A 24319-nucleotide genomic window follows, 5' to 3' on the forward strand; every position below is an offset into this window, starting at 1 on the left:
TGGGTTCCGGGAATAAAGAACTTCGTTAACTTTGTTTTTTAATTCACAGTTATAAACAGACAGAGAAATATGAAGAAAAAGATGATATGGCTTGCCGGGCTTTTAATAGCCACAAGCACCTATGCCCAAACGGATGTCAGCACCGGCATAATGCGCGGTAAGGACTACGGAGTAACTTATCTCCTGCCCAAAACCGAAATAGAGATTGTAGTGGAAGCTACCAAACACACGTATATGCCCGGAGAGTTCTGCAAGTATGCAGACCGCTACCTGCGCATGAGCAATGTGTCTGCCGACCCGGATATCTATTGGACCATCGATAAGTTGCAAACACGTGTTACAGGCGTGCCCGACAAAGATAATGTCTACTTCGTCAAGCTGAAAGACAAGACCGTAGCCCCGCTAATGGAACTTACCGAAGACGGCATCGTACGTTCCATCAATATGCCGCTCAGCAACCGCACAATACCGGCAACCAAGATAACCGCTGCCGCACAAGAGATTATAGACCCGCGTAAGTTTCTGACGGAAGAGATACTCATGGCAAGCTCCAGAGCTAAAATGGCGGAGTTGGTAGCCAAAGAAATCTACAACATCCGCGAAAGCAAGAACGCCCTTCTTCGTGGCGAAGCCGACAATATGCCGCAGGACGGAGCACAACTCAGAATCATGCTCGACAACCTGAACCTGCAGGAGCGTGCCATGACAGAAATGTTCTCCGGTACCTTGAAAGAAGAACCTCAGACGTTCACTATCCGTATCACACCTAAAGAAATGAACAACGAAGTGGCTTTCCGCTTTTCCAAGCGATTAGGCGTAGTAGCCAATGATGATTTGGCAGGCGAACCGTATTATATTTCCGTAACTGATATGAAAACTCCCGCCATTCCCGAAGACGACGGTAAAAAGAAAGTAGACGGAATCGCCTACAACGTTCCGGGACGTGCCCATATCACACTGACAGGCAACAACAAAAAATTATTTGACGGTGAACTGCCCATCACGCAGTTCGGTACGATAGAATACCTTGCGCCCGTATTATTCAACAAAAATTCCACTGTGAAAGTGCTGTTCGATACAGCTACAGGCGGGCTGATAAAAGTAGACAGAGAAAACAATTAAAGGGTTAAAAGTTGAGAGTTGAAAGTTTCAACTCTCAACTTTTAACTTTCAACTGCACAAACCCATCCTTCTGCAACTGCGTAATATAAGTCGTGACGCGGGAAGGGTAATCAGATTCATTTTGAAAATGTTCGGCAAGCAGAGTGATTATTTCCTGCACAGTCCGCTGTCCGTCTATCAAAGCCCATACGGCAGTTCCATGCTCTTCCAGTTTCACATGAATATCAGCCGACATACTTTTCGGCAATAAGAAACGCCGCATCCAGTCATATTTAAACCGGGGAAAGGAGAGCACTGCGCACTCCCCTTCCCATTCGGTTGTGATGTGTCCGCACCGGGCGGGAACAACATCCAATAAGTTTACTTTTCCGTTTGTCCCTGACATTATCGTTATCAATCTTTGATGTTGGGTTCTTCCAAACCAAGTCCTTTCTTCTTATCGACAATCTTGAGGATAAATCCCAGCACCAAAGCAGCAACGCCAAGACAGGCAAGCATCACAAGCGGTGCGGTGTAGTCATACGATACGGCAGCCTCTTCCGGAGTAATCACGCCATTCTTCAAGTCAGCAACAAGCTGCGTATTGGTTTTGTCGAGCACCTTTCCGATAAGAAGCGGGAAGAGCCAAAGACCGATATTCTGAACCCAGAAGATAAGCGCATAAGCACTACCTATAATCTTGGCATCAACCAGTTTGGGTACGCTGGGCCATAAAGAAGCGGGAACCAGTGAGAAACTTGCTCCAAGCACCAAGATAGTAAGATAAGCTATCATGACACCTCCTACCGCATTGTCTTTGAATTCCGGAAGTACAAATGCAAAAGTAAGATGGCAAAGCACAAGCAGCATGGAACCAATCATCAGCATCGAAGCCGCCTTACCTTTATGGTCAACATAGTTACCAAGTATCGGGGTTATACCCACAGCCAGCAAGGGGAATACGGCAAACACCGTTTCTGCACTTTGGCGCATATAGCCCATGTAGCAGAAGACAACCAACAATACCCCGGCAAGGGTAAGCAAGCCGTACTTCATGCTTACTTTCTTCATAAAATTACTTGCAAAAGAAGCGCCTGCAACAACCAGCATGATGCAATACTGGAGAATCGTCACCGTATTGGTGGCCCAGAAAGAATCGGAAGGTACTTCCTTGAATACCAGATTGCATTGCAACATATTCACGGCATACTTCTGGAACGGGAATATGGCTGAATAATAGAGCACGCAAAGCAACGCCACCAACCAGAATCCGCTACTTGACAGAATAGTACCGAGGTCGCTTATCTTAAACGGATCGTCCTTCTCCTCAGCCTCACCGGTCTGCGCATCCAGCTTTTTATCCATGAAGAAATAGACAATGAACATGATAAGTGCAATCAGCAACAATACAACGCCAAATGCCACCGAACGGGAAACATCGATAACGCCCCCTAACTTGGCAAATACCGGAGAGAATATCATGCAAGTGGCAACTCCCAAACGGGCAAGGGCCATTTCCGAACCCATGGCAAGAGCCATCTCACGGCCTTTGAACCACTTAACGATACCACGGGATACAGTAATACCCGCCATTTCGACACCACAGCCAAAAATCATGAAACCTATTGCTGCAAACTTGGCTGATGCCGGCATACCTTTATAGAATGGTGAAATGCCCAGTTCGTCAAAACCGGGGATATAGTTCAGATTGTTGGTAAACCAAGTCTGAAGTCCGCTTGTCTGAAAAGCGTCTGTCACCGCATACCAGTTAATGGTGGCACCGACAAGCATCACAGCTCCGGAAAGGATTGCAGTGAAGCGTACTCCCATTTTGTCGAGGATAATACCTGCGAAAATAAGGAAGAACACAAATACATTAAGAAAAGTCTCAGAACCCTGCATCGTACCGAATGCCGTTGAATCCCAACCGCGTGTAGACTGCATCAGGTCTTTAATAGGTGAAAGTATGTCCATAAAGATATATGAACAAAACATGGCGAATGCTAAAAGCAGTAGCACAAACCAGCGCATACCTGCCGAATCGCGTAGCGTCTGGTGAATCTTGTCAGTAGTTGTCATTACAATATTATAATAAATGATTGATTAAATTCGGTTTATATATCATGATGCTATCCGTCATTCAGAGCGTAGCGAAGAATCTCTTCCCCGTGTAAACATCAAGAGAGTAGATTCTTCGCTACGCTCTGAATGACAGATGGTATAATAAATATTAGCTTTTAATAAGTATCCGGTTACAAAAGTAACTAAATATAAAAGACAATAAATAAAAACAGGCAGAATTGCACAATATAAATTGTACAATCCCACCTGTCAAGAAACGAAATAATTTCTCGAATATTAGTTGGCAGCCGGTTCTGCAGCATCCGTAGCCGCCGGAGCTGTTGTTGCAGGAGCCGTTTCAGCCGGTTGTTCAGCTTGCGGAGCAGCCGTACCTACGGGCATATTGTACGGGTTTGTTTTTTCTTCTTGCTGTGCCTGTTCCAGAATTACATCACCGCCCTTGTGAGAAACCGAAGGAATGACGTAAGCGGAAGCAACACTCATCACCACCAAAAATACAGCGAGGCCCCATGTTGCCTTTTCCAGAAAGTCAGTAGTCTTGCGTACACCCATGATTTGATTGGATGATGAGAAGCCCGAAGCCAGACCACCGCCTTTGGAATTCTGAATCAACACAATGAAACACATCAGCACGGATGCAATCACCATTAAGATAACTAATAATAAATACATTTTGTTATTTTGATTTAGCGTTAATAATCAATTTCTCCAAAAATCTGATTTGGTCTGCAAAGTAAGCATTTTTTTTTGGATAATTCAAACTTAATTTTTTAATAATTTCAAGTGCTTTATCATATCTTCGCTGTTTAATGTAGATTTTTGCCAAAGTTTCTGTAAAACAGCTGTCATCCATGCCTTCTTCTACGACCTCTTCTTCAAACGATGTTTCTTCTTCCTCGTCCGAAGTTTCCGGTTCTTCCTCAAGACATACCGGTCTTTCAAGCACAGGCATTTCCGTCGATTCGCTCTTATTGATAAAACCGTCTATCAGTTCGTGTCCGCGCAATTTAGGAATTTCTTGCCCATCGGCCGATTCCGAATCAGCCTGTCCGTTGTCTTGCAGCAGATAGGTAGTGTAGTCCATTGCATAATTCAGTTCGGTAGTTTGCGAATGTTCTTCGGGAACAGTTGCCAGAAAAGCATCTATCAAGGAGAGCGTACGGTCTACGCTGGGCTCTTCTTCCAGCACTTTGGAAGAAAGCAACGACGGCTTCCGGGATTTCAGGGTGTAGCGGTCTCCTTCTATCAGATAGAACAATACACGTCTGTCGGCCACATACAATACAGCTTTACGCAGTTCCGCACCGAATGTAATGTCGTGCAGCAAATAGAGGTTCTTGAGGTATAACAGCCGGAGCGACTGGAAATAAGGATAGCGGACCACCAATGTGCGAAGTTCGTACAAGGTATCCTTATTCAACATTTCAGGATGCTGTATCCATTGTTGCAAATAGGCAGAAGTCATTCTTCGATTACCAGTTAGCTACGGTTGAATTAAATATTTGTTCCGTGATATCTTTTATCATCTTGCTTATCAAGTCATCCTGTACGTCAGTCAGCAGCAAGGACGAATCGTAAGTCTGGAAGGCGGAGAACTGTTGTTCAAAGTCTTCCTCGTGGTTCGTGTTGTTCACATAACGCACGTTGACAGTCATGGTCAGCTTCACTTTAGAAGAAAAGCCGTCGGCAGCTACAGCCTCGTTATATTGGTTATAACCGGTTATCTCACCATCTATTTCCAAATCACCGTTAGCGTTCACCAGTTGCAGACGCGTCTGTTGGATAAACATATCCTTAAGCTTCTGGTTGAACTCCGTAGTCATGGGAGCGTACACAAATTCAGCACGGTTAGGAAATTCGGCAATCGTGATGGTCTTTACTTTACTGTAATCAATAGAACTTATCGGGGCAAGTCCCATGGAGATGCGGCAGGAAGCTACCACGCACACCAAACCCGCTAACGCTGATACCAGTGTTATTTTCTTAATCCAATCCATATTCTTTTATCTTTCTGTATAGCGTGCGCTCCGATATGTTCAAATCCTTAGCCGCACTTTTGCGTTTTCCGTGATGTTTTTCAAGAGCCTTGCGTATCATCTCCTTCTCCACTTCGTCCAATGAAAGAGACTCTTCTACGTATTCTTCCGTATCCTGAATATCATCATCCACTTCAGAAGCCGGCTTTACGGAAGGATGTATTATGGTAGGCACACCGGCAGCAGGCACAGAAGCCACCACCGCAGGGGCAGGCGTATAGTAAGCGGCAGGCGTTACAGCCTGATTTCCCACAGCCGCCCGTTCGGTCATAATCTCGTGTACCAGTTTCTTCAGTTCGGTTACATCCTGACGCATATCGAAAAGCACCTGATACAATATTTCTCGTTCGCTCTCAAAGCTCTTGCTTTCGTTCTTCACGCCAAACAGTGCCGGCAAACGCTGTGCATTGTTTTGTTCGGGCAGATAGTTCTTCAAAATAGAAGCGTTAATTTCACGGTTGGTTTCGATGATGGAAATCTGTTCCGTTATATTCTTCAGCTGACGTACGTTACCGGGCCATGAATATGCCAGCAGCAGTTGCTTGGCATCCTCCGTCAACTGGATGGCAGGCATACGGTACTTCTCGGCGAAGTCCGATGCAAACTTGCGGAACAACAGCACCACGTCCTCTCCACGTTCGCGCAAAGCCGGAACCTGAATGGGCACTGTGTTGAGACGGTAGTACAAATCTTCGCGGAAACGTCCGTCGGCAATAGCCTGCGTAAGATTCACATTGGTAGCGGCTACGATGCGTACATTCGTCTTTTCCACCTTCGACGAACCTACCTTGATAAACTCGCCCGTCTCGAGCACACGAAGCAAACGGGCTTGCGTAGGCATGGGAAGTTCGCCCACTTCATCAAGGAAAATCGTTCCGCCGTCCGCTTCACCGAAGTAACCTTTCCGCTCACCGATGGCACCTGTAAAAGCGCCTTTCTCATGACCGAAGAGTTCCGAATCAATCGTACCTTCGGGAATGGCGCCACAGTTTACGGCAATGTATTGTCCATGCTTTCTCCGGCTGTATTGGTGGATTATCTGCGGGAAGCTCTCCTTACCCACACCACTCTCTCCGGTAATCAGCACCGACAAGTCGGTAGGGGCTACCTGAATGGCAATATCAATGGCACGCATCAGTGCCTCGTTATTGCCGATGATGCCAAAACGTAATTTTACTTGTTGTATTTCCGCTTTCGTCATACTACAAATCTTCTTCTACACTATCGAGTTTCAGTTTATCACTGTCGTCACGTCTTTCGTAATATTGTTTCCGCAGAGGGTTGGCGTGTGCTTCCTTCTCGCGCAAGCGGTTACGGAACACGTCGATTGCCACATAGACAGCCTGACGGAAAGAATCTTCGGAAGCGAGTCCCTTTCCCGCAATGTCATAGGCTGTGCCATGCGCAGGTGAAGTACGCACCACCGGAAGTCCCGCTGTATAGTTCACGCCTTCGTCCATTGCCAATGCCTTGAACGGGGCAAGTCCCTGGTCATGGTACATCGCCAGTACGCCGTCAAAATGGGTAAAGTTACCGGAACCCATAAAACCGTCAGCCGGATATGGACCGTAGCACAACATACCTTTGTCCGCCAGTTCTTTAATGGCAGGACTGATTATTTCCTGTTCCTCCGTACCCAGCAGACCTTCATCGCCTGCATGCGGATTCAGAGAAAGTACGGCAATGCGCGGCGCTCCGATACCGAAGTCCTGTTTCAACGAACGGTTGAAGATTACCAGTTTCTCTTGTATCAATTCTTTGGTAATAGTCGATGCAATCTCTCTTACGGGGATATGACCTGTCACCAGCGCCACCCGGAAGTCATCTTTCATCAGAATCATCAAAGCCTTTCTGCCGTCACCCAACTTCTCCTCGATATACTCCGTATGTCCGGGGAAGGAAAACTCTTCCGACTGGATAGTATGCTTATTGATAGGTGCTGTGACAATAACGTCAATCAGTCCCGCCTTATACTCTTCAATGGCTTTTTCCAAAGCGCCAAGTGCAGCTTTGCCCGCCTCAAGGTCAGGCTTGGAGAACTCCACCTTCACTTCATCGTCCGTACAGTTCACCACGCTCAGACGCTCAGGCGCAGCTTCAGATGCCGAGTTTACAATACTGAAATTGGTCGGCAAATCCAGCGATTTGCGGTGATAGGCGGCTACTTTGGGCGAGCCGTAAATAATCGGAGTGCATAGTTCCAGCATCGTAGGGTCTGAGAACGTTTTCAAAATCACCTCATACCCTACTCCGTTTATGTCTCCCTGAGTGATGCCGACTCTTATTTTATTATCTTCCATTCTTATTTTTCTGTTTTAGTAGAATCTTCTTTTGTTACTGCCAAAGGCATTTCGTTTCCTTCCTGTTTGCTTCCGGGCAACTTAAGCGTATACAATGACGCTTCCATCTGGCGCACCAAGTTACGCTTCAGCTTGTCGGGTGAGTATACAAATATTTCAGATACGATAATACGCTGATTAGCCTTGTCCAAACGGACATGGGAAACGTACGGGCCACCCATAAAGTCACCCTTCACACGCCACAGGCCGCGGGCCTCCAAAGCATATTCGCCTTGCACATTGATAGGACGCACATCCGTCATCAACGAGTCGGTTTCCATGTACATACCTTCTCTCGCACCGGGGATATTGATTTTCATCACAGAGTCGCGCTTATGCACAAAGTACTCTTTCGTAAATGTATCTTTGTCCGTATATGGGTAAGAGTAGATAACGAAGTTCTGGTCTCCGGTAGCCGCATTCGTACCTGCCCAGAAGAAATTTTCTCCCTGTTTGGTTGCGGTCAGTTCACCGGGAACCCATACGTCACAGTCGAACATACTCTTTACTTTCGTAGAAACATAGTCATTATGCTTGTTCTCCAACACTGAAATCTGACGGTTCATCTCGGCACGGGTAAAGAAGTCTACGATTACCTGTCTGTTTTCTTCGACAAACTTCTCGAAAGAGGCTTCGTCCGGTGCTTGGATAGTCAGGATGGATTGCGGAGCGGCATATACGTTTTTCGCATACTTGAACTTGGGCTGCGTGTACAAATCCTTGTTCACCTCCACAATTATAATATTACGGATGAGCTTCAAGGTAGAGTCATAATTTGCCGGAGAAGTATACATTATACGGAATGAACGTTCCGACTGGGGCAAGCCCGGTACATCAGAATCAAGTACATTGTAAAGGGCACGACCCGCAGGACGCTCCCACAACCCTTGATCAACCACTACCAAAATTTCATACGCCCGACCGCTGGATGTCGGAGTAAACACACCCTTCTTGCCGTTACCGCACGCCGAAAACAGTGCAAGTATCAGGGCCATACTCAAATAAAACAGGTGTTTCTTCATATATCTATGTATTTTAGTTTTTACAAAGCTACGAAAAAGCCATATAAGCTTGACGCCAAAGTTAATAATTTATATTAATTCTTCTTTATTCTCTTCCTGTTTGGCCGTTGAAAGCATACCGCACGCAGCAAATATATCTTCACCGCGGGAAGCCCGAATCGTAGTAAACAATCCATGCGATGTCAGATAATCGCGAAGCGTCGTCATCGTCTCCATATCGGCGCCCTCCAAATCAACTCCGGGGATAGCATGGAAACGAATCAGGTTGATGCGACAGTCCAACCCGCGCAACAGCTTCAGCAACTCCTTGGCATACAACAACGAATCGTTCACTCCCTTGAAAACAATATACTCGAAGGATAGTCTGCGCTGTTTGCTAAAATCATAGTTTCTTAACAGTTCTACAATCTCGGTAATGGAGAAGGCTTTCTCGGCAGGCATCAGTTCGCGTCGTTGCAAGGGTACGGGCGAGTGCAGGCTGATTGCCAAATGGCAGTCCGATTCTTCAATGAAACGCTGCAACCCCTTACGAAGCCCTACGGAAGAGAGTGTAATCCGTTTCGGGCTCCAACCGTAACCATAGGAGGCCGTCATCACCTCCAATGCTTTCAGCACCTCGTCAAGATTATCCAGCGGCTCTCCCATACCCATCATAACCACATTGGTCAGCTTGTCGCGTTCGGGCAGAGAATTTATTTGGTTGACAATCTGATTGGCGGTCAAGTTAGCGGTAAAGCCTTGCTTGCCTGTCATGCAGAACTTACAATTCATCTTACACCCCACTTGGGAAGATACGCACAGCGTAGCCCTATCCTCGTCCGGGATGTAAACAGCCTCTACATAATGCCCGTCTCCCACACGATACAGATACTTCACCGTACCGTCTGCAGAGCGCATGGCATCTACCGGCGCTTCACCTCCCACCTCATAGATTTCTTTCAGCAACTCCCTGTGTTTCAACGACAGATTCGTCATTTCGTCTATGGAAGCCACCTTCTTGTCATATAGCCATGAAGCAATCTGTTTGGCCGCAAATCCGGGCATTCCCAGATTCTTCACCACTGTCTTCAGTTCGGTTAATGTAAGCCCTAATAGAGGTTGTTTCATTCTGATTGTCTTTTTACTGATTCAAATACGCTGATGTAACTAATCACATTAAGTTATCTTTTGCAAAGGTAGGAATAAAGTTGCACAAATGAAAAAGCCGTTCGACATTTATCGAACGGCTCTCCCAAGTATTATAACTTTATTCTTCCTTTCTTAGAAATACAGATAGCGATTATCTTTCACATCGGCATTCAGATACAAATCATTGATGAACTGGCCTGCCATACGTGCATGCATATTCTCCAATGTAGCTTCTTCTGTCTTCTGGTCGTAAGTTTCGTTCAGTTTTTCCTTAGCGTAAGGCTGCAGAACGAATACGCCTCCGTTACCCTTAATAGGAGCACTCAGCTTATTCAATTCAGCGATTGAAGCGTAAGCGCCTACCAGCGGTTCGCTACTGCGCAATGCCGGAACGTAAGCCGGAGCAGCAAAAGTTACGTGCTTTACAGAGTCGCTAACGGCGTTCGCCATATTCTTATATTGGTCGAAAGAAGTCGCACCGGCAGCTTTCATTTCAGCCATAATTTTCTCGGCTTTCTTATCACGGAGGATTTCGCTTCTCAGCTGGTCTTTTACCATAGACAACGGACGGTAACCTTCCGGAACAATGCTCGTAACGGCTACTACCATCATATGGTCGCTTTCGCCGCATTCGTACAGACCGGAAACTTCACCGGCTTTCGCTCCAAATGCCCATTTCAAGGCTTCTTTTGTTCCTTTCACACCACCGATGGTATGTTCCGAGCTATACAAATCAGCTCTGTCCAACAGTCTGTAACCGGCATCTTCGGCATTGGCAGCCAGCTTTTCCAACGTATTGTTGGTAGCGATGAACTGGCTGAAGTCATTGTATGCCTTGCTATAAGTTTCCTTGCTGAACTCAACCGGACGCTTGATAACGGCTACTTTATATTTATCTTTCACAGCCTTCTTGTTCATAACTTGAAGAATAACGTTTGCCTGACCTAAAGCAAGGTTAGCCAACTCGTTCTGACCCAAAGTCGTGATAGCTGTGATATACTTCAGGTTGTCACCGTCCACCTGAGCGCCTTCGTAGTTGGCAGAAGAAATCCAAGTCGATTCACCTGTCTGACCGTACTTCTTGGCAATTTCCGCAAAGTCAGCTCCACCCTTGATGGCTGTATAGATACTGTCCGCCAAAGTCTTGGTCTTGTCAGCGTCTTCAGCTGCAATCTGAATCTGACGGTACTGGATAGAGTCGGCCATAGCGGTAGCAGCCAATTTCTTGAAAGAGTTGATTGTATTGTCCGATGCATTATAGTAAGGACCGTAAACACCGCCTACCTTCACAGAATCCAAACGGGCAACAACATCAGAAGGCAGCGCTTTGTCTGTATAATACAAGTCAACATATTGCTGGGTAGAACCGGTTGAGCGGATAAAGTTTGCATAGTCGGAAGAAGTCTCTACCAATTGTGCAGTGTATTCTTCCACTTCTTTTTGAATATCCGCTTTGTCTTCCGGACTTGCAGTAACCTGTACATCGATATACTTGATACTGCGGGTTTCCACATATTGTCTGAATTGTTCTTTCTTCTTGTCATAGGCCTCTTTCAGGTCAGATTCCTTGATAACGATTGTAGAATCTACAATAGAGGAATAAGGAACGGCTGCCAGCAACAGGTCAGACTGGTCTGCGCGTGCATTGAAAGCATCTTCCGCTTCAACGGGGTTAGAGAAGAGAGACTTTGTAATCAAAGCCTGGTATTTTTCTTGCAGGCGAGCCTGTACGAGCGACTTCTCTACAAAAGCCCAGAAGTTGTACATAGAGTTGTAGTACTCTGCATATTGAGCCGGCATTTGAGCCTTGTTCATTTTAGAGTAATCCACCAAGAACTTCTTCAGCATATCTTTGTCGAAAGCGCCGGTCTGCGGATTGCGGAACGGAGTCTGTTGCAGCATCGGATGTACACCGGCATCAATAATAGCCTGAAGTTCAGCCTTAGAAACAGTCAAGCCCAGTTTTGCAGCTTCGTTCTCAATTAATTTATTGTTTACGTATGCTCTCCATACTTCGTCTTTAATCTGATTGGTTTGTTCATCGCTCAAAGCGTTCAAGCCACTGGAAAATTTCACGACTTCCGTATATTCCTCTACCAATGCTTGAAAATCCTGAGCGGAAATTGTTTCCCCGTTCACTTCACCTACATCTTGTGACTGGTGCGGCTGAAGTACTTTCCACGCGTCTCCCGCGATGAAGGCAAACAGCGCCAAACCAATAACAATCACCAATAAGGGCCCTTTAGACCGAATGTTTTGTAATGTTGCCATTTTAGTTAATATGAATTATTTGTTTATTATTATTTTCTTTCCAAAGTTCATTTTAGCGCACGAAGATACAAAAAATGCTAATACGCATCTATTTATTCTTTAAAAATTTACGCTGAAACGAAATTATTCCGTGACTTTCAACCGCACTAACTCTATTTTAGTGGCTGTCACCTTAATTATCTTGAACTGATATTCGTCGATAACGACCACTTCATGCAACTTCGGGAAGCTTTGATAACGGTTCAGTATCAGCCCGCCTATCGTAAGGTATTCATCCGATTCCGGCAGTTCGAGATTGAATGTTTCGTTTACTTTCTCTATTTCAAGGCGTGCGGACAATACATATTCATGTTCGTCTATTTGCTTGCAGATGTAAGAAGTGTTATCGTGCTCGTCCTCAATATCGCCGAATATTTCCTCCACCAAGTCTTCCAAAGAGACGATGCCGGATGTACCGCCGAATTCATCTACAACGACAGCAATCGTCTTCTTCTGTTGCATAAAGAGTTTCATCAGCTTGTGCGCCGCCATCGTTTCGGGCACAATGGGTACTTCCTTGACGTTGTTTCTCCAGTCCGCCGGGTTTCTGAACATCTCGGAGGAGTGGATATAGCCGATTACATTATCTATATTGCCGTCATATACAATAATCTTGGAGATGCCCGATTCCACAAACAAGTTTCTCAAGTCCTCAAGCGAAGCGGTCACATCCACAGCCACCACTTCCGTACGGGGAACTATGCAGTCGCGTATCTTTATGTTGGAAAAATCAAGCGCATTCTGAAATATTTTCACTTCCGCATCCAGTTCCTCCTCATTGGTGGCGTTCTCTATGCCCGACTGGACAAAATAGTCCAAATCCACTTTACCGAATGCCTTGTCGGACGCTTCCTTGTTTATCTTCATGCCAAACAGGCGCAAGAAGAGATAGGACAACCCGGAAGCGAACTTTGATACAGGAAACAAAACGACGTAACAGATAAACAAAGGAACCGCAAAGACCCGCAACATCAGGTTCGGATTAATCTTGAACAAGGTCTTTGGCAGGAACTCACCCGTCACAAGGATGATAAGCGTGGATATGACAGTCTGCACCAACACCATAATAAAATGATTCTCAATCATTCCTGCCAGCAGACTCACCTCAATAATCTGTGCCATGAGGATACCGTAGATGACCAGTGCTATGTTATTCCCCACCAGCATGGTGGAGATAAAATTATTCGGGTTGCGGAAGAAGCAAGAAAGGATGCTCGACGTGACACCCGGCTTCCGTTCCATTTCAAAACGAAGCTTATCCACGGAAACAAAAGCAATCTCCATACCCGAGAAGAAGGCGGAGAAAGCCATGGTTATTAACAGGTAAATAATAGTATCCATTATATCATTTGATGCTGTCTGTTCTCAACGTATCGGAAGGAGCGGCGCTATCCTCGTCTACATAAAAGATGCCTTCCGTCTTAAAGAAACGGTATTTTGTCAGTTGTTCATTCGATTCAAAGCCAATGGCATAGATTATCTGGTCGGGTTGTTCTATGCGCACCCGCCTGTCGGAGTACACGCGCTTTTTGTTCTGGTCCCAGTACAACAGTTCGGTGTCAAACTTCTCGCCTTTCAGGTTTTGTATGTGCACATTCCCCATCAGTTTCCACAGCTCTTTCTTATTATAATAATAGGCCGTATCGGCTTTGATGCTGGCTTCCGTATGGAATACGGAATCGAATTTCTCCAAATAAATACCTTTCTCGAACGCCCAGTAAGGCGGGTTCTTACGGTCGTAAATCAGCCATTCCGCCGTGTTGACACGATAACGGGTGATACCCGAGTCGGAAATCAGTGTTGTAACCCCCTTGGTATCCATAACCGGCAACGAATCACGCTCGGTAATGGCAGCTCCCATTTCTTTTTTGCGTCCGGAACAGGAAGAAAATAAAAGAAGCATAACCATCACCCCAAGGGCAATGGTTATGCTCATATGCTTATGTTCGACAACGTTGGGTTGTAGCGACATATTCTTATCTGATGGTTGTAGACTCACCAATCCAACCGCCAATCGTGATACGGTCACCGGCTTTGTAACCCAACATAAAGAGGTCTTTGGCCTGCGGAGTATGACGTGCATAGGTTGAAATCAGTTCATTTACTTTATCTGTAACGCTCGGGTCTACGGCTTTGGCGCGTTGCAGTTTGTCGATAACTACATAGTAAGTACATCTGTTCAATGCAGGTTCGTCACTCCAGTTGGGGTTTGAACCATACATTTGAGCCAACAAGATATAAGGTTCACCGTAGCTTTCGTTGAAGCTGATAGCCTTCTGGGCATAAGTTCTTGCCTGAGACAGTTTCTTTGCCTGCCACAAAGCGGCTGCGGTAGCATAAGCCATTTCAGCTTTCTTCGAGTTGTCGGTTTCCATACCCAGCGCTTCATCGAAGTACTTCACGGCAGTATCATAGTCGCCTTTCTTATAGTACATATAGGCTACACCTACAGCTGCATCGGCACTCGGATTAACGCGATACAAATAGTCGGAAGCCTTAAAGTATGCTTCGCTTTCATTACACTTCATCATCTTCAAGATAGTGATAGTTTTCTTCAAGAAAGCGGAGTCTGATTTGTTTTCTTCAACTTTCGGACCATAAATATTCTGCAAAGACTCACAATCGGCTACACCGCTGTTTACGAACATAGCTACCAAGTTATCCTTGATTGTTTGCAGAACCGACTTTTTCTTAGGATTGTTTTCGGCTGCGATAGCATCGTCAGCATACTGTGAAGCGTTGATATAATCCTGGAAGAATTGGTCTGTATGGTTTGTATCCGCCTTTACTTTCTGCATGGACACATCAATGAAATAGTGCAGTACGGCACCGTCCGATTCACCCTTGGCAGTCTCAGCCGATTCTTTCAGCCAAGCATAAGCCTGATTCAAATCCGGAGCCGGTGAATATTGCAGATAATCCACAGCTTTCGTACCCAGTGCAGAAGCTACACTCGGCACACCCTTCATTTTCGTAGCAAACTCAGGAATGTACTTCATTTTCTGGTCATGTACAGCCATCAGCTCATCAAACAGCTTCTTATACTCGGCAGAATTACGATCCTTAATCTGGCTCATCAAGCCTACGAGAATCTTCTGCGCATCGGTATAAGTGTAATATCTCAGCGTCGGACAATCTTTCAGAACTTCCATACAAGGAGCGTAGGCGTCCTTATAGTTTTTCGCTCTTACCGCCTCATGCGAGATACTACTGTTGGCATTACAATCACTTTGTGCGAAAGTGCTGGTTGCTCCACCCGAAAGGAGCAAAACAGCGACAAGCGTTTTAATTTTCATTGTATTTAATTTTTAGTTGTTATATTGTCTATTTTCACCACTCAACATCAATCAACTTTCCGTTTGAAGAACCAGCGTTCATTAAAGGTCACCCCTACACAGACGCGCAATGTATTTTCATTGAGAAATGCAGCTGTCTTCCCTTCGGTTCTTACGTATTGGGCCGAGAGGCTCAATACGGAGCGCGTACGCGGAATAGGAAGTCCGAAACCGGCAGTCACTCCATATTCGCTGGCAGCACGCATACCGTTTATTTTGTAATAGGGTTGGGAATAATAAGCTCCCAAACGATATTTCACATGAGCCAGATAGCTTCTTCCCAACGGATTAGGAAGGAACTCAGCTCCCAAAGCTATCTTTGTACGATTGCAGAAAGCGTTTTTCGCATTCATGTAAGTCACCGAACTCCATTTCTGGAAAGTAAAATCGGCTCCTACCGTCAGACGCTTATCATACACATAGCTAAGACCCACGCCCAAACTCATCGGACTACCGAAAGTTGCAACCGTATCCCGGCTGTTTATCGTCATACCCGTATTGCTGTCGCCCAACTGGTCTTGCACATACGAGTCGTTGCTCAAATCGTGTCCCGGAGAGAACACCACTCCCAATGTAGCTTCATGCTTCTTGCCGAACGACTGCGTGTACTGTGCCCCGATGTCCAGCTTATAGCTTTGTATGGACGTGCCCGTCTGCGTAGTCAGCGGCAAAGTGGACGAGTTATTCGGGAATGTCATAGCCCTTGTGTGTGTTATATCTCCCCAAAGATACGAAATGTTCGCACCAACGGAAAGATTTTTAAATATTTTAAATCCGGCTCCCAAATATAACTGGTGCAATCCGCCGTCTCCATAATACTGCAATGCGCTGGATTGGGAAGGATATTCAGAATCTTCCCTGTACTCCGCCATACTATATCCCACATTCGAATAAGGCAGCAATCCCAAGCTCATGGCTGCCCATTTGCCCAAGCGAAATTGCATTGTAATGTAGTCGAAACTGGAGTTTTTGGCATTTTGTTTCACCGTACCGTTACTAAAGTTCGTATTCTGCAGGGAGATACCGCCGTCAAAAATAAAAGTAAGCGAATCTATCGCCGTATAGGATGCCGGATTTGCGAAATTTACTTGGTATTTATCCCGTAATCCGTATGCAATACCACCCATGGCTTTGCTATTACCTGAACCTTGGTCTGCCAATTGTCCGTATCCATATCGTGTATAGGGAGAATTCGTATTATTTTGAGCGATTGCCGCTCCGGACAACATCATGAGCAAGAACACCAAGAGTGTTTGTCTATATCCTATCATTATTATAGTTTAAAATTCGATTTAATCCTTTCAATACTAAAAATCTGTCTGCAAAGATGATACTTTTTAAGTTTGTATCAAAAGAAAATTCATCACCGCCCGTTAAAAAAACCAAAAGTTCAGGATATTTATGCTTCATAGCCATTATGTAGCCCGAAATTTCATACTCCATACCTTTCAGTACTCCTTCGCGCATTGCCGTATCGGTATCCTTACCCAACGGCAGGCGTCGTCCTTCGCGGCACACCAGCGGAAGCCTTCCCGTAAGCTCGTGGAGTGCCTTGAAGCGCATTTGCACACCCGGCGAGATGTTTCCGCCGTGATAGCGGCCGGCGGCATCAATGAACTCGTAGGTGATGCAGGTTCCGGCGTCTATCACCAGAATATCCTTCCCCGGAAATTGTTCATAAGCCCCCACCACAGCTGCCATACGGTCGTATCCCAACGTCTCGGGAGTTTCGTAAAGATTATCTACCGGAAGCGGCGTTTTTTCATTCAGCCGCAACAAGGGGACGGAGAGCTGTTCCAATCGCGCCGACACCCGTTCGTTCAAGTCTATAACGGTAGCTACAATCGCCTTTTCCACCGCATACTCGGCACAGATACCCGGCAGACTGTCAAGCGTTTGATTGGAATCATAGAACACTTCTACGATGTCCTTATTTTTAAATACCGCCACCTTTGCAACGGTATTTCCTATATCGATAATAAGGTTCATTCAGCATGTTTTTAAAGCGATGCAAAGATAGTGTTTTTTTCGTTTATTTTCCCTTATATTTACATACTTTTCCCCTTTATTTACAAAGCATTCATCTATATTTACAAGCATTTTCCTTATATATAATCGCGCATAAATAATAAACCACGCTCAATATTCAGGATTCGGGCGCACGCGCTAAATCTTTTCTTTTTTTATCGAAAAATCGCCGTTATTATAAAGAGGGGGGTATACCCTCCCCGTACACACGGCGATTTTTATCGAAAAGAAATAAGTTTTCCGTTAGATTGGAAAAAGATTTCCACCACAGTGAAAATCTTTTTTGATATACATTAAAAAACTTTTTGAACATAGTGAAGAAACAGGCTGAACCCGGCACAAAAAAAACGAAAGGAGCTTCCGTAATAATTGCCATTCTAAGATTTTAAGCGTATCTTTGTAACGAATTACAAGATACAAACTCGATTCAAATCAGTGGTAATAAGTAAGTGTTGAAATTTAATTTATATCAAGAGCATCTGTCATTCAGAGCGTAGCGAAGAATCTCTTCTCTGTGTATACATCAAGAGAGTAGATTCTTCGCTACGCTCTGAATGACAGATAGTATAAACTAATTATGCGAATTCACTTTAAAACAAAAACAAATGAAATTGTACTCGCTAACTTTCTGTTTTTCCATCTTCCTCCTCCTCTGCCTCCCTGCCGCCCGGGCACAGGAATCCACGAAAAACGCCCCTGACTCCATACGCATCAGCCTGCTGACGTGCGCTTCCGGCGAAGAAATATATTCCCTTTTCGGACATACAGCCATACGATACGAGAACTATACACGCGGTATCGACGCCGTATTCAACTACGGCATATTCAACTTCAACGCACCGAACTTTATTCTCCGCTTTGCCCTCGGCGAAACAGACTACCAGCTGGGTGCCGGCAATTACGAACGTTTTGCCGCAGAATATTATTACCTGGAGCGCGATGTCTGGCAGCAAGAACTGAACCTCACCTCCAAGGAGAAAGAGAAACTGGTGGCCTTGCTCGAAGAGAATTACCGCCCCGAAAACCGGGTATATCGTTACAACTTCTTTTACGACAACTGCGCCACGCGTCCTCGCGACCTGATAGAGAAATCCATTGACGGCACGCTGCAATATGCTGACAATATGACCGATGCAAACACCGGAACATCCTTTCGCGACTTATTGCACAAATACAGCGAAGGACATCCCTGGTCACGCTTCGGCATGGATTTATGTATGGGCAGCCAAGCTGACAAAGCCATCAACCGCAGACTGATGATGTTTGTCCCTTTCTATGTACAAAAGTACTTCAACCGAGCCCGAATTACAGACAACGGAGGACAGTCGCGCCCACTGGTGCTCAACGAGGAGAAGATTATAACAACCGGAAGCGGAGAAGCCGAACAACCCCTCAACGATTTCACCCCCATGCAGGCCGCCTTGTTCCTGTTCATACTGACCGCAGCCGCCACCATCTACGGCATACGCCGGAGAAAGACGCTTTGGGGAATTGACCTCGTCCTGTTCTTCGCCGCCGGAGTGGCGGGATGTATTTTGGCATTCCTCGCCTTGTTTTCCCAGCACCCTGCCGTCAGCCCCAATTATCTGCTGTTTGTATTCCACCCGCTTCACCTTTTATGCCTGCCATGTATGCTAAACAGGGTGCGAAAAAGGAAAAGAAGCCGCTATATGCTGGCAAACTTCATAGTTTTAACACTTTTTATATTGCTTTGGCTCGTAATACCGCAAAGATTTCCGTTAGCTGTGTTACCTTTGGCACTTTGTTTGCTGATACGTTCTGCAAGCAACCTAATTCTCACATACGATAAGAAAAAATAATGAAAAAAGGACTGATAACTTCCATACTCGCACTGACATTCAGCAGCCTGCAAGCCCAGCCGCTGCCACCCTCTCCCAAGTTGGTGGTGACGCTGACTATCGACCAACTGCGCACGGACTATATGGAAGCGTTCTCGTCATTGTATGGAGAAAAAGGCTTCAAACGGCTGTTACGGGAGGGCAGGGTCTTCCGCCAAGCGGAATATTCCTTCAATGTTGCTGACCGCGCTTCGGCTATTGCCGCTTTGTACACGGGCACTACACCATCCATGAACGGCATCATTGCCGAACGCTGGTTTGACCCGAAAACCCTGCGCCCGAAGAATTGTGTAGACGACTCCGCCTTCATGGGTAACTATACCGACCAGAACACCGCTCCTACACAACTGCTGACTTCCACCTTTGCCGACGAGCTTAAAATAGCCACTAAAAACGCCGCATTGGTGTATGCCGTCGCCCCTTTCCGCGATGCCGCCGTACTATCGGCAGGACATAGCGGCAACGGCGCCTTCTGGCTGAACCACAAGACCGGCAAATGGTGCGGAACCACCTATTACGGCGAATATCCCTGGTGGCTGAGCCAGTACAACGACGGGCAGTCACCCGACTTCCGCATCAAGGAAATGGAGTGGAATCCCCTCCACCCCATCACAAGCTATACATTCCTGCCCGAATGGCGCACTATCCCTTTCAAATATAAATTTGAATTGGAAAAAGACAACAAATACCGCCGTCTGATAACCAGCCCGCTCATCAACGATGAGGTAAACCGTGTGACAGAGGATTTGCTGGATAAAAGCAATATCGGCAAGGATGAAATAACCGACTTGCTTGCAATCACCTACTACGCAGGAAACTACAACCACCGCAGCACGCAAGAGTGCGCCATGGAGATGCAAGACACCTATGCACGCTTAGACCGCAGCATCGCTCGTCTGCTGGATATGCTGGAAAGCAAGGTGGGCCTGCAGAACGTGCTCCTGTGCATCGCCTCTACGGGATATACCGACCCGGACGGGGCGGACATCGGCATCTACCGCATCCCCGGCGGCGAATTCTACCTGAACCGCTGCGCCACTTTGCTGAATATGTATCTGATGGCTACTTACGGCGAAGGGCAATATGTAGAGGGTTTTTATAACCAACAGATATATCTCAATCGTAAATTAATAGAAGAGAAGCAGTTGAACCTTGCCGAAGTTCAGCAAAAGTCGGCAGAGTTTCTGGTACAATTCAGCGGGGTAAACAAAGTATATTCCGCTTATCATCTGCTTTTGGGCTCTTGGTCGCCACAGATAGACCGCATACGCAACGGTTTTCACCGCCATCGCTCCGGCGACTTGATTATCGAAGTCCTTCCGGGATGGACTGTCATGCAGGAAAACGGCAATGACAACCGTGTGGTGCGCGCTGCCGCCGTACCCGCCCCCCTTATTCTTCTTGGCAAAGGAATAAAGCCGGAAACCATCCGCATACCGGTCGCCGTAGACCGTGTCGCCCCTACCCTGTCGAGTGCGATGCGCATCCGCGCCCCCAACGCGTGCACAGCCACTCCCCTCAATTACTGATAAAGGCTCGCTACAGAGGGCGCAAAGTTTTACAAAGCCCCTAAAATAATCTGTGTAACTTTACGTTATCTGTTGCAAAATCAGTAACTTTGCACGTCTTTTAAACTTAGTAAATAATAATAAAACAAATACATAATGGGATTTAATGAAATTTTAAGCTCGATTTTCGGCAACAAAGCCACCCGCGACATGAAGGAAATAAAACCGTGGGTAGACAAAGTAAAAGCCGCTTATCCGGAAGTAGCCGCATTGGACAACGATGCCCTGCGTGCCAAGACAGAAGAACTGAAAGCATACATCCGCAACTCGGCAACAGATCAACGCGCCAAAGTAGAAGAACTGAAAGCAAGCGTTGAAAGCACCGAACTGGAAGAACGCGAAGAACTCTTCGCCCAGATAGACAAGATAGAAAAGGAAATACTGGATATTTACGAAAAGGCATTGGACGAAGTTCTGCCCGTCGCCTTCTCTATCGTGAAGGAAACAGCCAAACGTTTCTCCGAAAATGAGGAAATCATAGTAACCGCTACGGACTTTGACCGCCATCTGGCCGCTACCAAAGACTTTGTACGCATCGAGGGTGACAAAGCCATTTACCAGAACCACTGGATGGCAGGCGGCAACGATACTTTGTGGAACATGGTACACTACGACGTACAGTTGTTCGGTGGCGTGGTACTACACAAAGGCAAGATTGCGGAAATGGCAACCGGTGAAGGTAAGACCCTGGTGGCCACCCTGCCCGTATTCCTCAACGCACTGACCGGAAACGGCGTGCACGTAGTAACCGTGAACGACTATCTGGCAAAACGTGACTCCGAATGGATGGGCCCGCTCTATATGTTCCACGGCTTGAGCGTGGATTGCATCGACAGACACCAACCCAACTCCGACGCACGCCGCCAGGCTTATCTTGCCGACATCACTTTCGGTACGAACAACGAATTCGGCTTCGACTACCTGCGTGACAATATGGCTATCAGCCCGAAAGACCTTGTACAGCGTCAGCACAATTATGCCATCGTCGATGAGGTAGACTCGGTATTGATTGACGACGCCCGTACTCCGCTGATTATCTCCGGCCCGGTTCCCAAAGGCGACGACCAGCTCTTCGAGCAACTCCGTCCGCAAGTGGAACGTCTGGTAGAAGCACAAAAGAAGCTGGCTACGCAATACCTTGCCGATGCCAAACGCCTGATTGCTTCGGATGACAAGAAAGAACAGGAAGAGGGCTTCCTTGCCCTGTACCGCAGTCACAAGTGCTTGCCCAAGAACAAGGCGCTGATTAAGTTCCTCAGCGAGCAAGGCATCAAAGCCGGTATGCTCAAGACCGAGGAAATCTACATGGAGCAGAACAACAAGCGTATGCACGAGGTTACCGACCCGCTGTATTTCGTGATTGAAGAAAAACTGAACAGCGTAGACCTGACCGACAAGGGCGTAGACCTGATTAGCGGCAACTCCGAAGACCCCACGTTCTTCGTGCTTCCCGACATCACCGCCCAACTCTCCGAACTGGAAAATGAAAAGGAACTGACAGACGAGGAACGCCTTGCCAAGAAAGATGCCCTTATGACAAACTTCGCCATCAAGAGCGAGCGTGTACATACCATCAACCAGTTGCTGAAGGCTTACACCATGTTCGAGAAAGACGACGAATATGTAGTAATCGACGGCCAGGTGAAGATTGTGGACGAACAGACCGGACGTATCATGGAGGGCCGCCGCTACTCCGACGGTTTGCACCAGGCCATTGAAGCCAAAGAAGGCGTGAAGGTGGAAGCCGCCACACAGACATTTGCCACGATTACCTTGCAGAATTACTTCCGTATGTATCACAAGCTGTCCGGTATGACCGGTACCGCCGAAACGGAAGCGGGCGAGCTTTGGGACATCTACAAACTGGATGTAGTCGTTATCCCGACCAACCGCCCCATTGCCCGTAATGACATGAACGACCGCGTTTACAAAACCAAACGCGAAAAATATAAAGCCGTCATCGAAGAGATTGAGAAGATGGTAGAAGCCGGACGCCCCGTCTTGGTGGGTACTACTTCCGTTGAAATCTCCGAAATGCTGAGCAAGATGTTGACCATGCGCAAGATTGAGCACAACGTGCTGAATGCGAAGCTGCACCAGAAAGAAGCCGACATCGTCGCCAAAGCCGGTTTGAGCTGCGCCGTAACCATCGCCACCAACATGGCGGGCCGTGGTACGGACATCAAGCTGAGCCCGGAAGTAAAAGCTGCGGGCGGTCTTGCCATTATCGGTACGGAGCGTCACGAGTCACGTCGTGTAGACCGCCAGTTGCGTGGTCGTGCCGGACGTCAGGGCGACCCCGGTTCATCCGTATTCTTCGTATCATTGGAAGACGACCTGATGCGTCTGTTCTCTTCCGACCGTATTGCCGGCGTCATGGACAAGCTCGGTTTCAAGGAAGGCGAAATGATTGAGCACAGCATGATTTCCAAGTCTATCGAACGCGCACAGAAGAAAGTGGAGGAAAACAACTTCGGTATCCGTAAACGTTTGTTGGAGTACGATGACGTCATGAACAAACAGCGTACCGTAGTCTACACCAAACGTCGCCACGCTCTGATGGGCGAACGTATCGGTATGGATATCGTGAACATGATTTGGGACCGCTGCGTCAACGCCATCGAAGCTCCCACATACGAGGACTGCAAAATGGATCTTCTCCAGACGCTTGCCATGGAAACTCCGTTCACCGAAGAGGAATTCCGCAACGAGAAGAAAGAGAAGCTGGCCGACAAGGCTTTCGACGCCGCCATGGAACTCTTCAAACGCAAGACCGAACGTATGGCGCAAATCGCTTACCCGGTTATCAAGCAAGTGTACGAGAACCAAGGACATATGTACGAAAACATCCTGATTCCCATCACGGACGGCAAACGTATGTACAACATATCCTGCAACCTGAAAGCCGCTTATGACAGCGAATGCAAGGAAGTGGTGAAAGCCTTCGAGAAGTCTATCCTGCTACACGTCATCGACGAAGCATGGAAGGAAAACCTGCGCGAGCTGGACGACTTGAAGCACTCCGTACAGAACGCCAGCTACGAACAGAAAGACCCGTTGTTGATTTACAAGCTGGAGTCAGTGAACCTGTTCGATACGATGGTAGACAAGATAAACAATCAGACCGTTTCTATCCTGATGCGAGGACAGATTCCTGTACAGGAACCGCAGGAAGTTCGCCAAGCCGCTCCCGAACAACGGCAGGACTTAAGCAAGTACCGCGAACAAAAGCAAGACTTGAACGATCCGAACCAACAGGCCGCCGCCCAACAGGATACGCGCGAACAACAGAAGCGCGAGCCTATCCGTGTTGAAAAGACAGTGGGACGTAATGACCCTTGTCCTTGCGGAAGCGGCAAGAAGTACAAGAATTGCCACGGAAGAAATGCGTAAGATAGCTGTTAGAATCTCTTCTCTGCATACAAGAGAAGAGATTCTTCGTCACAAGCTCCTCTGAATGACTGAATGATAGGGCTTTTACATTTTGGCACATCCTCTTTTATTTATTCAA

At 46.8% G+C, this 24319-nt stretch carries 19 protein-coding genes; 4 read left to right on the forward strand and 15 right to left on the reverse strand.

Annotated features, from left to right (window positions below):
• Positions 1 to 69 precede the first annotated feature (69 nt).
• Positions 70 to 1122, forward strand: a complete 1053-nt coding sequence (locus KG118_RS00315) for a DUF4831 family protein (protein ID WP_117712882.1) — start codon at positions 70 to 72, stop codon at positions 1120 to 1122.
• Positions 1123 to 1156: 34 nt separating this feature from the next.
• Here the strand turns inward: KG118_RS00315 and KG118_RS00320 are convergent, their stop codons facing one another.
• The 15 genes from KG118_RS00320 to KG118_RS00390 all read right to left on the reverse strand — a co-directional run bounded on the left by KG118_RS00320 (position 1157) and on the right by KG118_RS00390 (position 17342).
• On the reverse strand, positions 1157 to 1507 hold the full coding sequence (locus KG118_RS00320) for a PqqD family protein (protein ID WP_117712883.1): 351 nt from the start codon (positions 1505 to 1507) through the stop codon (positions 1157 to 1159).
• An 8-nt stretch (positions 1508 to 1515) separates the two neighbouring features.
• The gene (locus KG118_RS00325; RefSeq protein ID WP_117712884.1) at positions 1516 to 3180 is read right to left on the reverse strand and encodes an MFS transporter; all 1665 of its coding nucleotides are present in this window, start codon (positions 3178 to 3180) and stop codon (positions 1516 to 1518) included.
• A 279-nt stretch (positions 3181 to 3459) separates the two neighbouring features.
• Positions 3460 to 3855 carry a preprotein translocase subunit SecG gene (secG, locus tag KG118_RS00330; RefSeq protein WP_117712885.1) on the reverse strand — a complete coding sequence of 132 codons (396 nt, stop codon included), beginning with the start codon at positions 3853 to 3855 and terminating at the stop codon, positions 3460 to 3462.
• A 4-nt stretch (positions 3856 to 3859) separates the two neighbouring features.
• Positions 3860 to 4648 (reverse strand): tetratricopeptide repeat protein, encoded by a 789-nt coding sequence (locus KG118_RS00335; RefSeq protein WP_117712886.1) that lies wholly within the window; start codon positions 4646 to 4648, stop codon positions 3860 to 3862.
• Between the two features lie 7 nt (positions 4649 to 4655).
• A complete protein-coding gene (locus KG118_RS00340; protein WP_117712887.1) occupies positions 4656 to 5180 on the reverse strand; it encodes an LptE family protein in 525 nt (174 codons plus the stop codon).
• The gene (locus KG118_RS00345; RefSeq protein ID WP_117712888.1) at positions 5167 to 6420 is read right to left on the reverse strand and encodes a sigma-54 interaction domain-containing protein; all 1254 of its coding nucleotides are present in this window, start codon (positions 6418 to 6420) and stop codon (positions 5167 to 5169) included. Before KG118_RS00345 ends, KG118_RS00340 begins: the two co-directional genes overlap by 14 nt.
• A gap of 1 nt (position 6421) precedes the next feature.
• The gene (gene pdxA / locus KG118_RS00350; RefSeq protein ID WP_117712889.1) at positions 6422 to 7519 is read right to left on the reverse strand and encodes a 4-hydroxythreonine-4-phosphate dehydrogenase PdxA; all 1098 of its coding nucleotides are present in this window, start codon (positions 7517 to 7519) and stop codon (positions 6422 to 6424) included.
• Between the two features lie 2 nt (positions 7520 to 7521).
• Positions 7522 to 8580, reverse strand: a complete 1059-nt coding sequence (locus KG118_RS00355) for a DUF4837 family protein (protein WP_117712890.1) — start codon at positions 8578 to 8580, stop codon at positions 7522 to 7524.
• A 69-nt stretch (positions 8581 to 8649) separates the two neighbouring features.
• Positions 8650 to 9687: a 23S rRNA (adenine(2503)-C(2))-methyltransferase RlmN gene (gene rlmN / locus KG118_RS00360; RefSeq protein ID WP_117712891.1), complete on the reverse strand. Its 1038-nt coding sequence runs from the start codon at positions 9685 to 9687 to the stop codon at positions 8650 to 8652.
• A 153-nt stretch (positions 9688 to 9840) separates the two neighbouring features.
• Complete coding sequence (locus KG118_RS00365; protein WP_117712892.1) at positions 9841 to 11979, reverse strand: peptidylprolyl isomerase; 2139 nt, start codon at positions 11977 to 11979, stop codon at positions 9841 to 9843.
• A 123-nt stretch (positions 11980 to 12102) separates the two neighbouring features.
• Positions 12103 to 13359 (reverse strand): hemolysin family protein, encoded by a 1257-nt coding sequence (locus KG118_RS00370; protein ID WP_117712893.1) that lies wholly within the window; start codon positions 13357 to 13359, stop codon positions 12103 to 12105.
• A gap of 4 nt (positions 13360 to 13363) precedes the next feature.
• Positions 13364 to 13990: an LPS export ABC transporter periplasmic protein LptC gene (gene lptC, locus KG118_RS00375; protein ID WP_117712894.1), complete on the reverse strand. Its 627-nt coding sequence runs from the start codon at positions 13988 to 13990 to the stop codon at positions 13364 to 13366.
• Positions 13991 to 13994: 4 nt separating this feature from the next.
• Positions 13995 to 15314, reverse strand: a complete 1320-nt coding sequence (locus tag KG118_RS00380; RefSeq protein ID WP_117712895.1) for a tetratricopeptide repeat protein — start codon at positions 15312 to 15314, stop codon at positions 13995 to 13997.
• Positions 15315 to 15361: 47 nt separating this feature from the next.
• Positions 15362 to 16624 (reverse strand): hypothetical protein, encoded by a 1263-nt coding sequence (locus KG118_RS00385; RefSeq protein WP_117712896.1) that lies wholly within the window; start codon positions 16622 to 16624, stop codon positions 15362 to 15364.
• On the reverse strand, positions 16611 to 17342 hold the full coding sequence (locus KG118_RS00390; protein ID WP_117712897.1) for a type III pantothenate kinase: 732 nt from the start codon (positions 17340 to 17342) through the stop codon (positions 16611 to 16613). Before KG118_RS00390 ends, KG118_RS00385 begins: the two co-directional genes overlap by 14 nt.
• Positions 17343 to 17986: 644 nt before the next feature.
• Here KG118_RS00390 and lnb point away from each other — a divergent pair.
• The 3 genes from lnb to secA all read left to right on the forward strand — a co-directional run bounded on the left by lnb (position 17987) and on the right by secA (position 24201).
• Positions 17987 to 19201 (forward strand): lipoprotein N-acyltransferase Lnb, encoded by a 1215-nt coding sequence (gene lnb / locus KG118_RS00395; RefSeq protein ID WP_117712898.1) that lies wholly within the window; start codon positions 17987 to 17989, stop codon positions 19199 to 19201.
• Positions 19201 to 20769, forward strand: coding sequence for an alkaline phosphatase family protein (locus tag KG118_RS00400; RefSeq protein ID WP_117712899.1), 1569 nt, complete (start codon positions 19201 to 19203; stop codon positions 20767 to 20769). Before lnb ends, KG118_RS00400 begins: the two co-directional genes overlap by 1 nt.
• A 135-nt stretch (positions 20770 to 20904) precedes the next feature.
• The gene (gene secA, locus KG118_RS00405; RefSeq protein ID WP_117712900.1) at positions 20905 to 24201 is read left to right on the forward strand and encodes a preprotein translocase subunit SecA; all 3297 of its coding nucleotides are present in this window, start codon (positions 20905 to 20907) and stop codon (positions 24199 to 24201) included.
• The last annotated feature ends 118 nt before the right edge of the window (positions 24202 to 24319 follow it).

The sequence above is a fragment of the Bacteroides propionicigenes genome, assembly GCF_018390535.1.
Lineage (GTDB): Bacteria > Bacteroidota > Bacteroidia > Bacteroidales > Bacteroidaceae > Bacteroides > Bacteroides propionicigenes.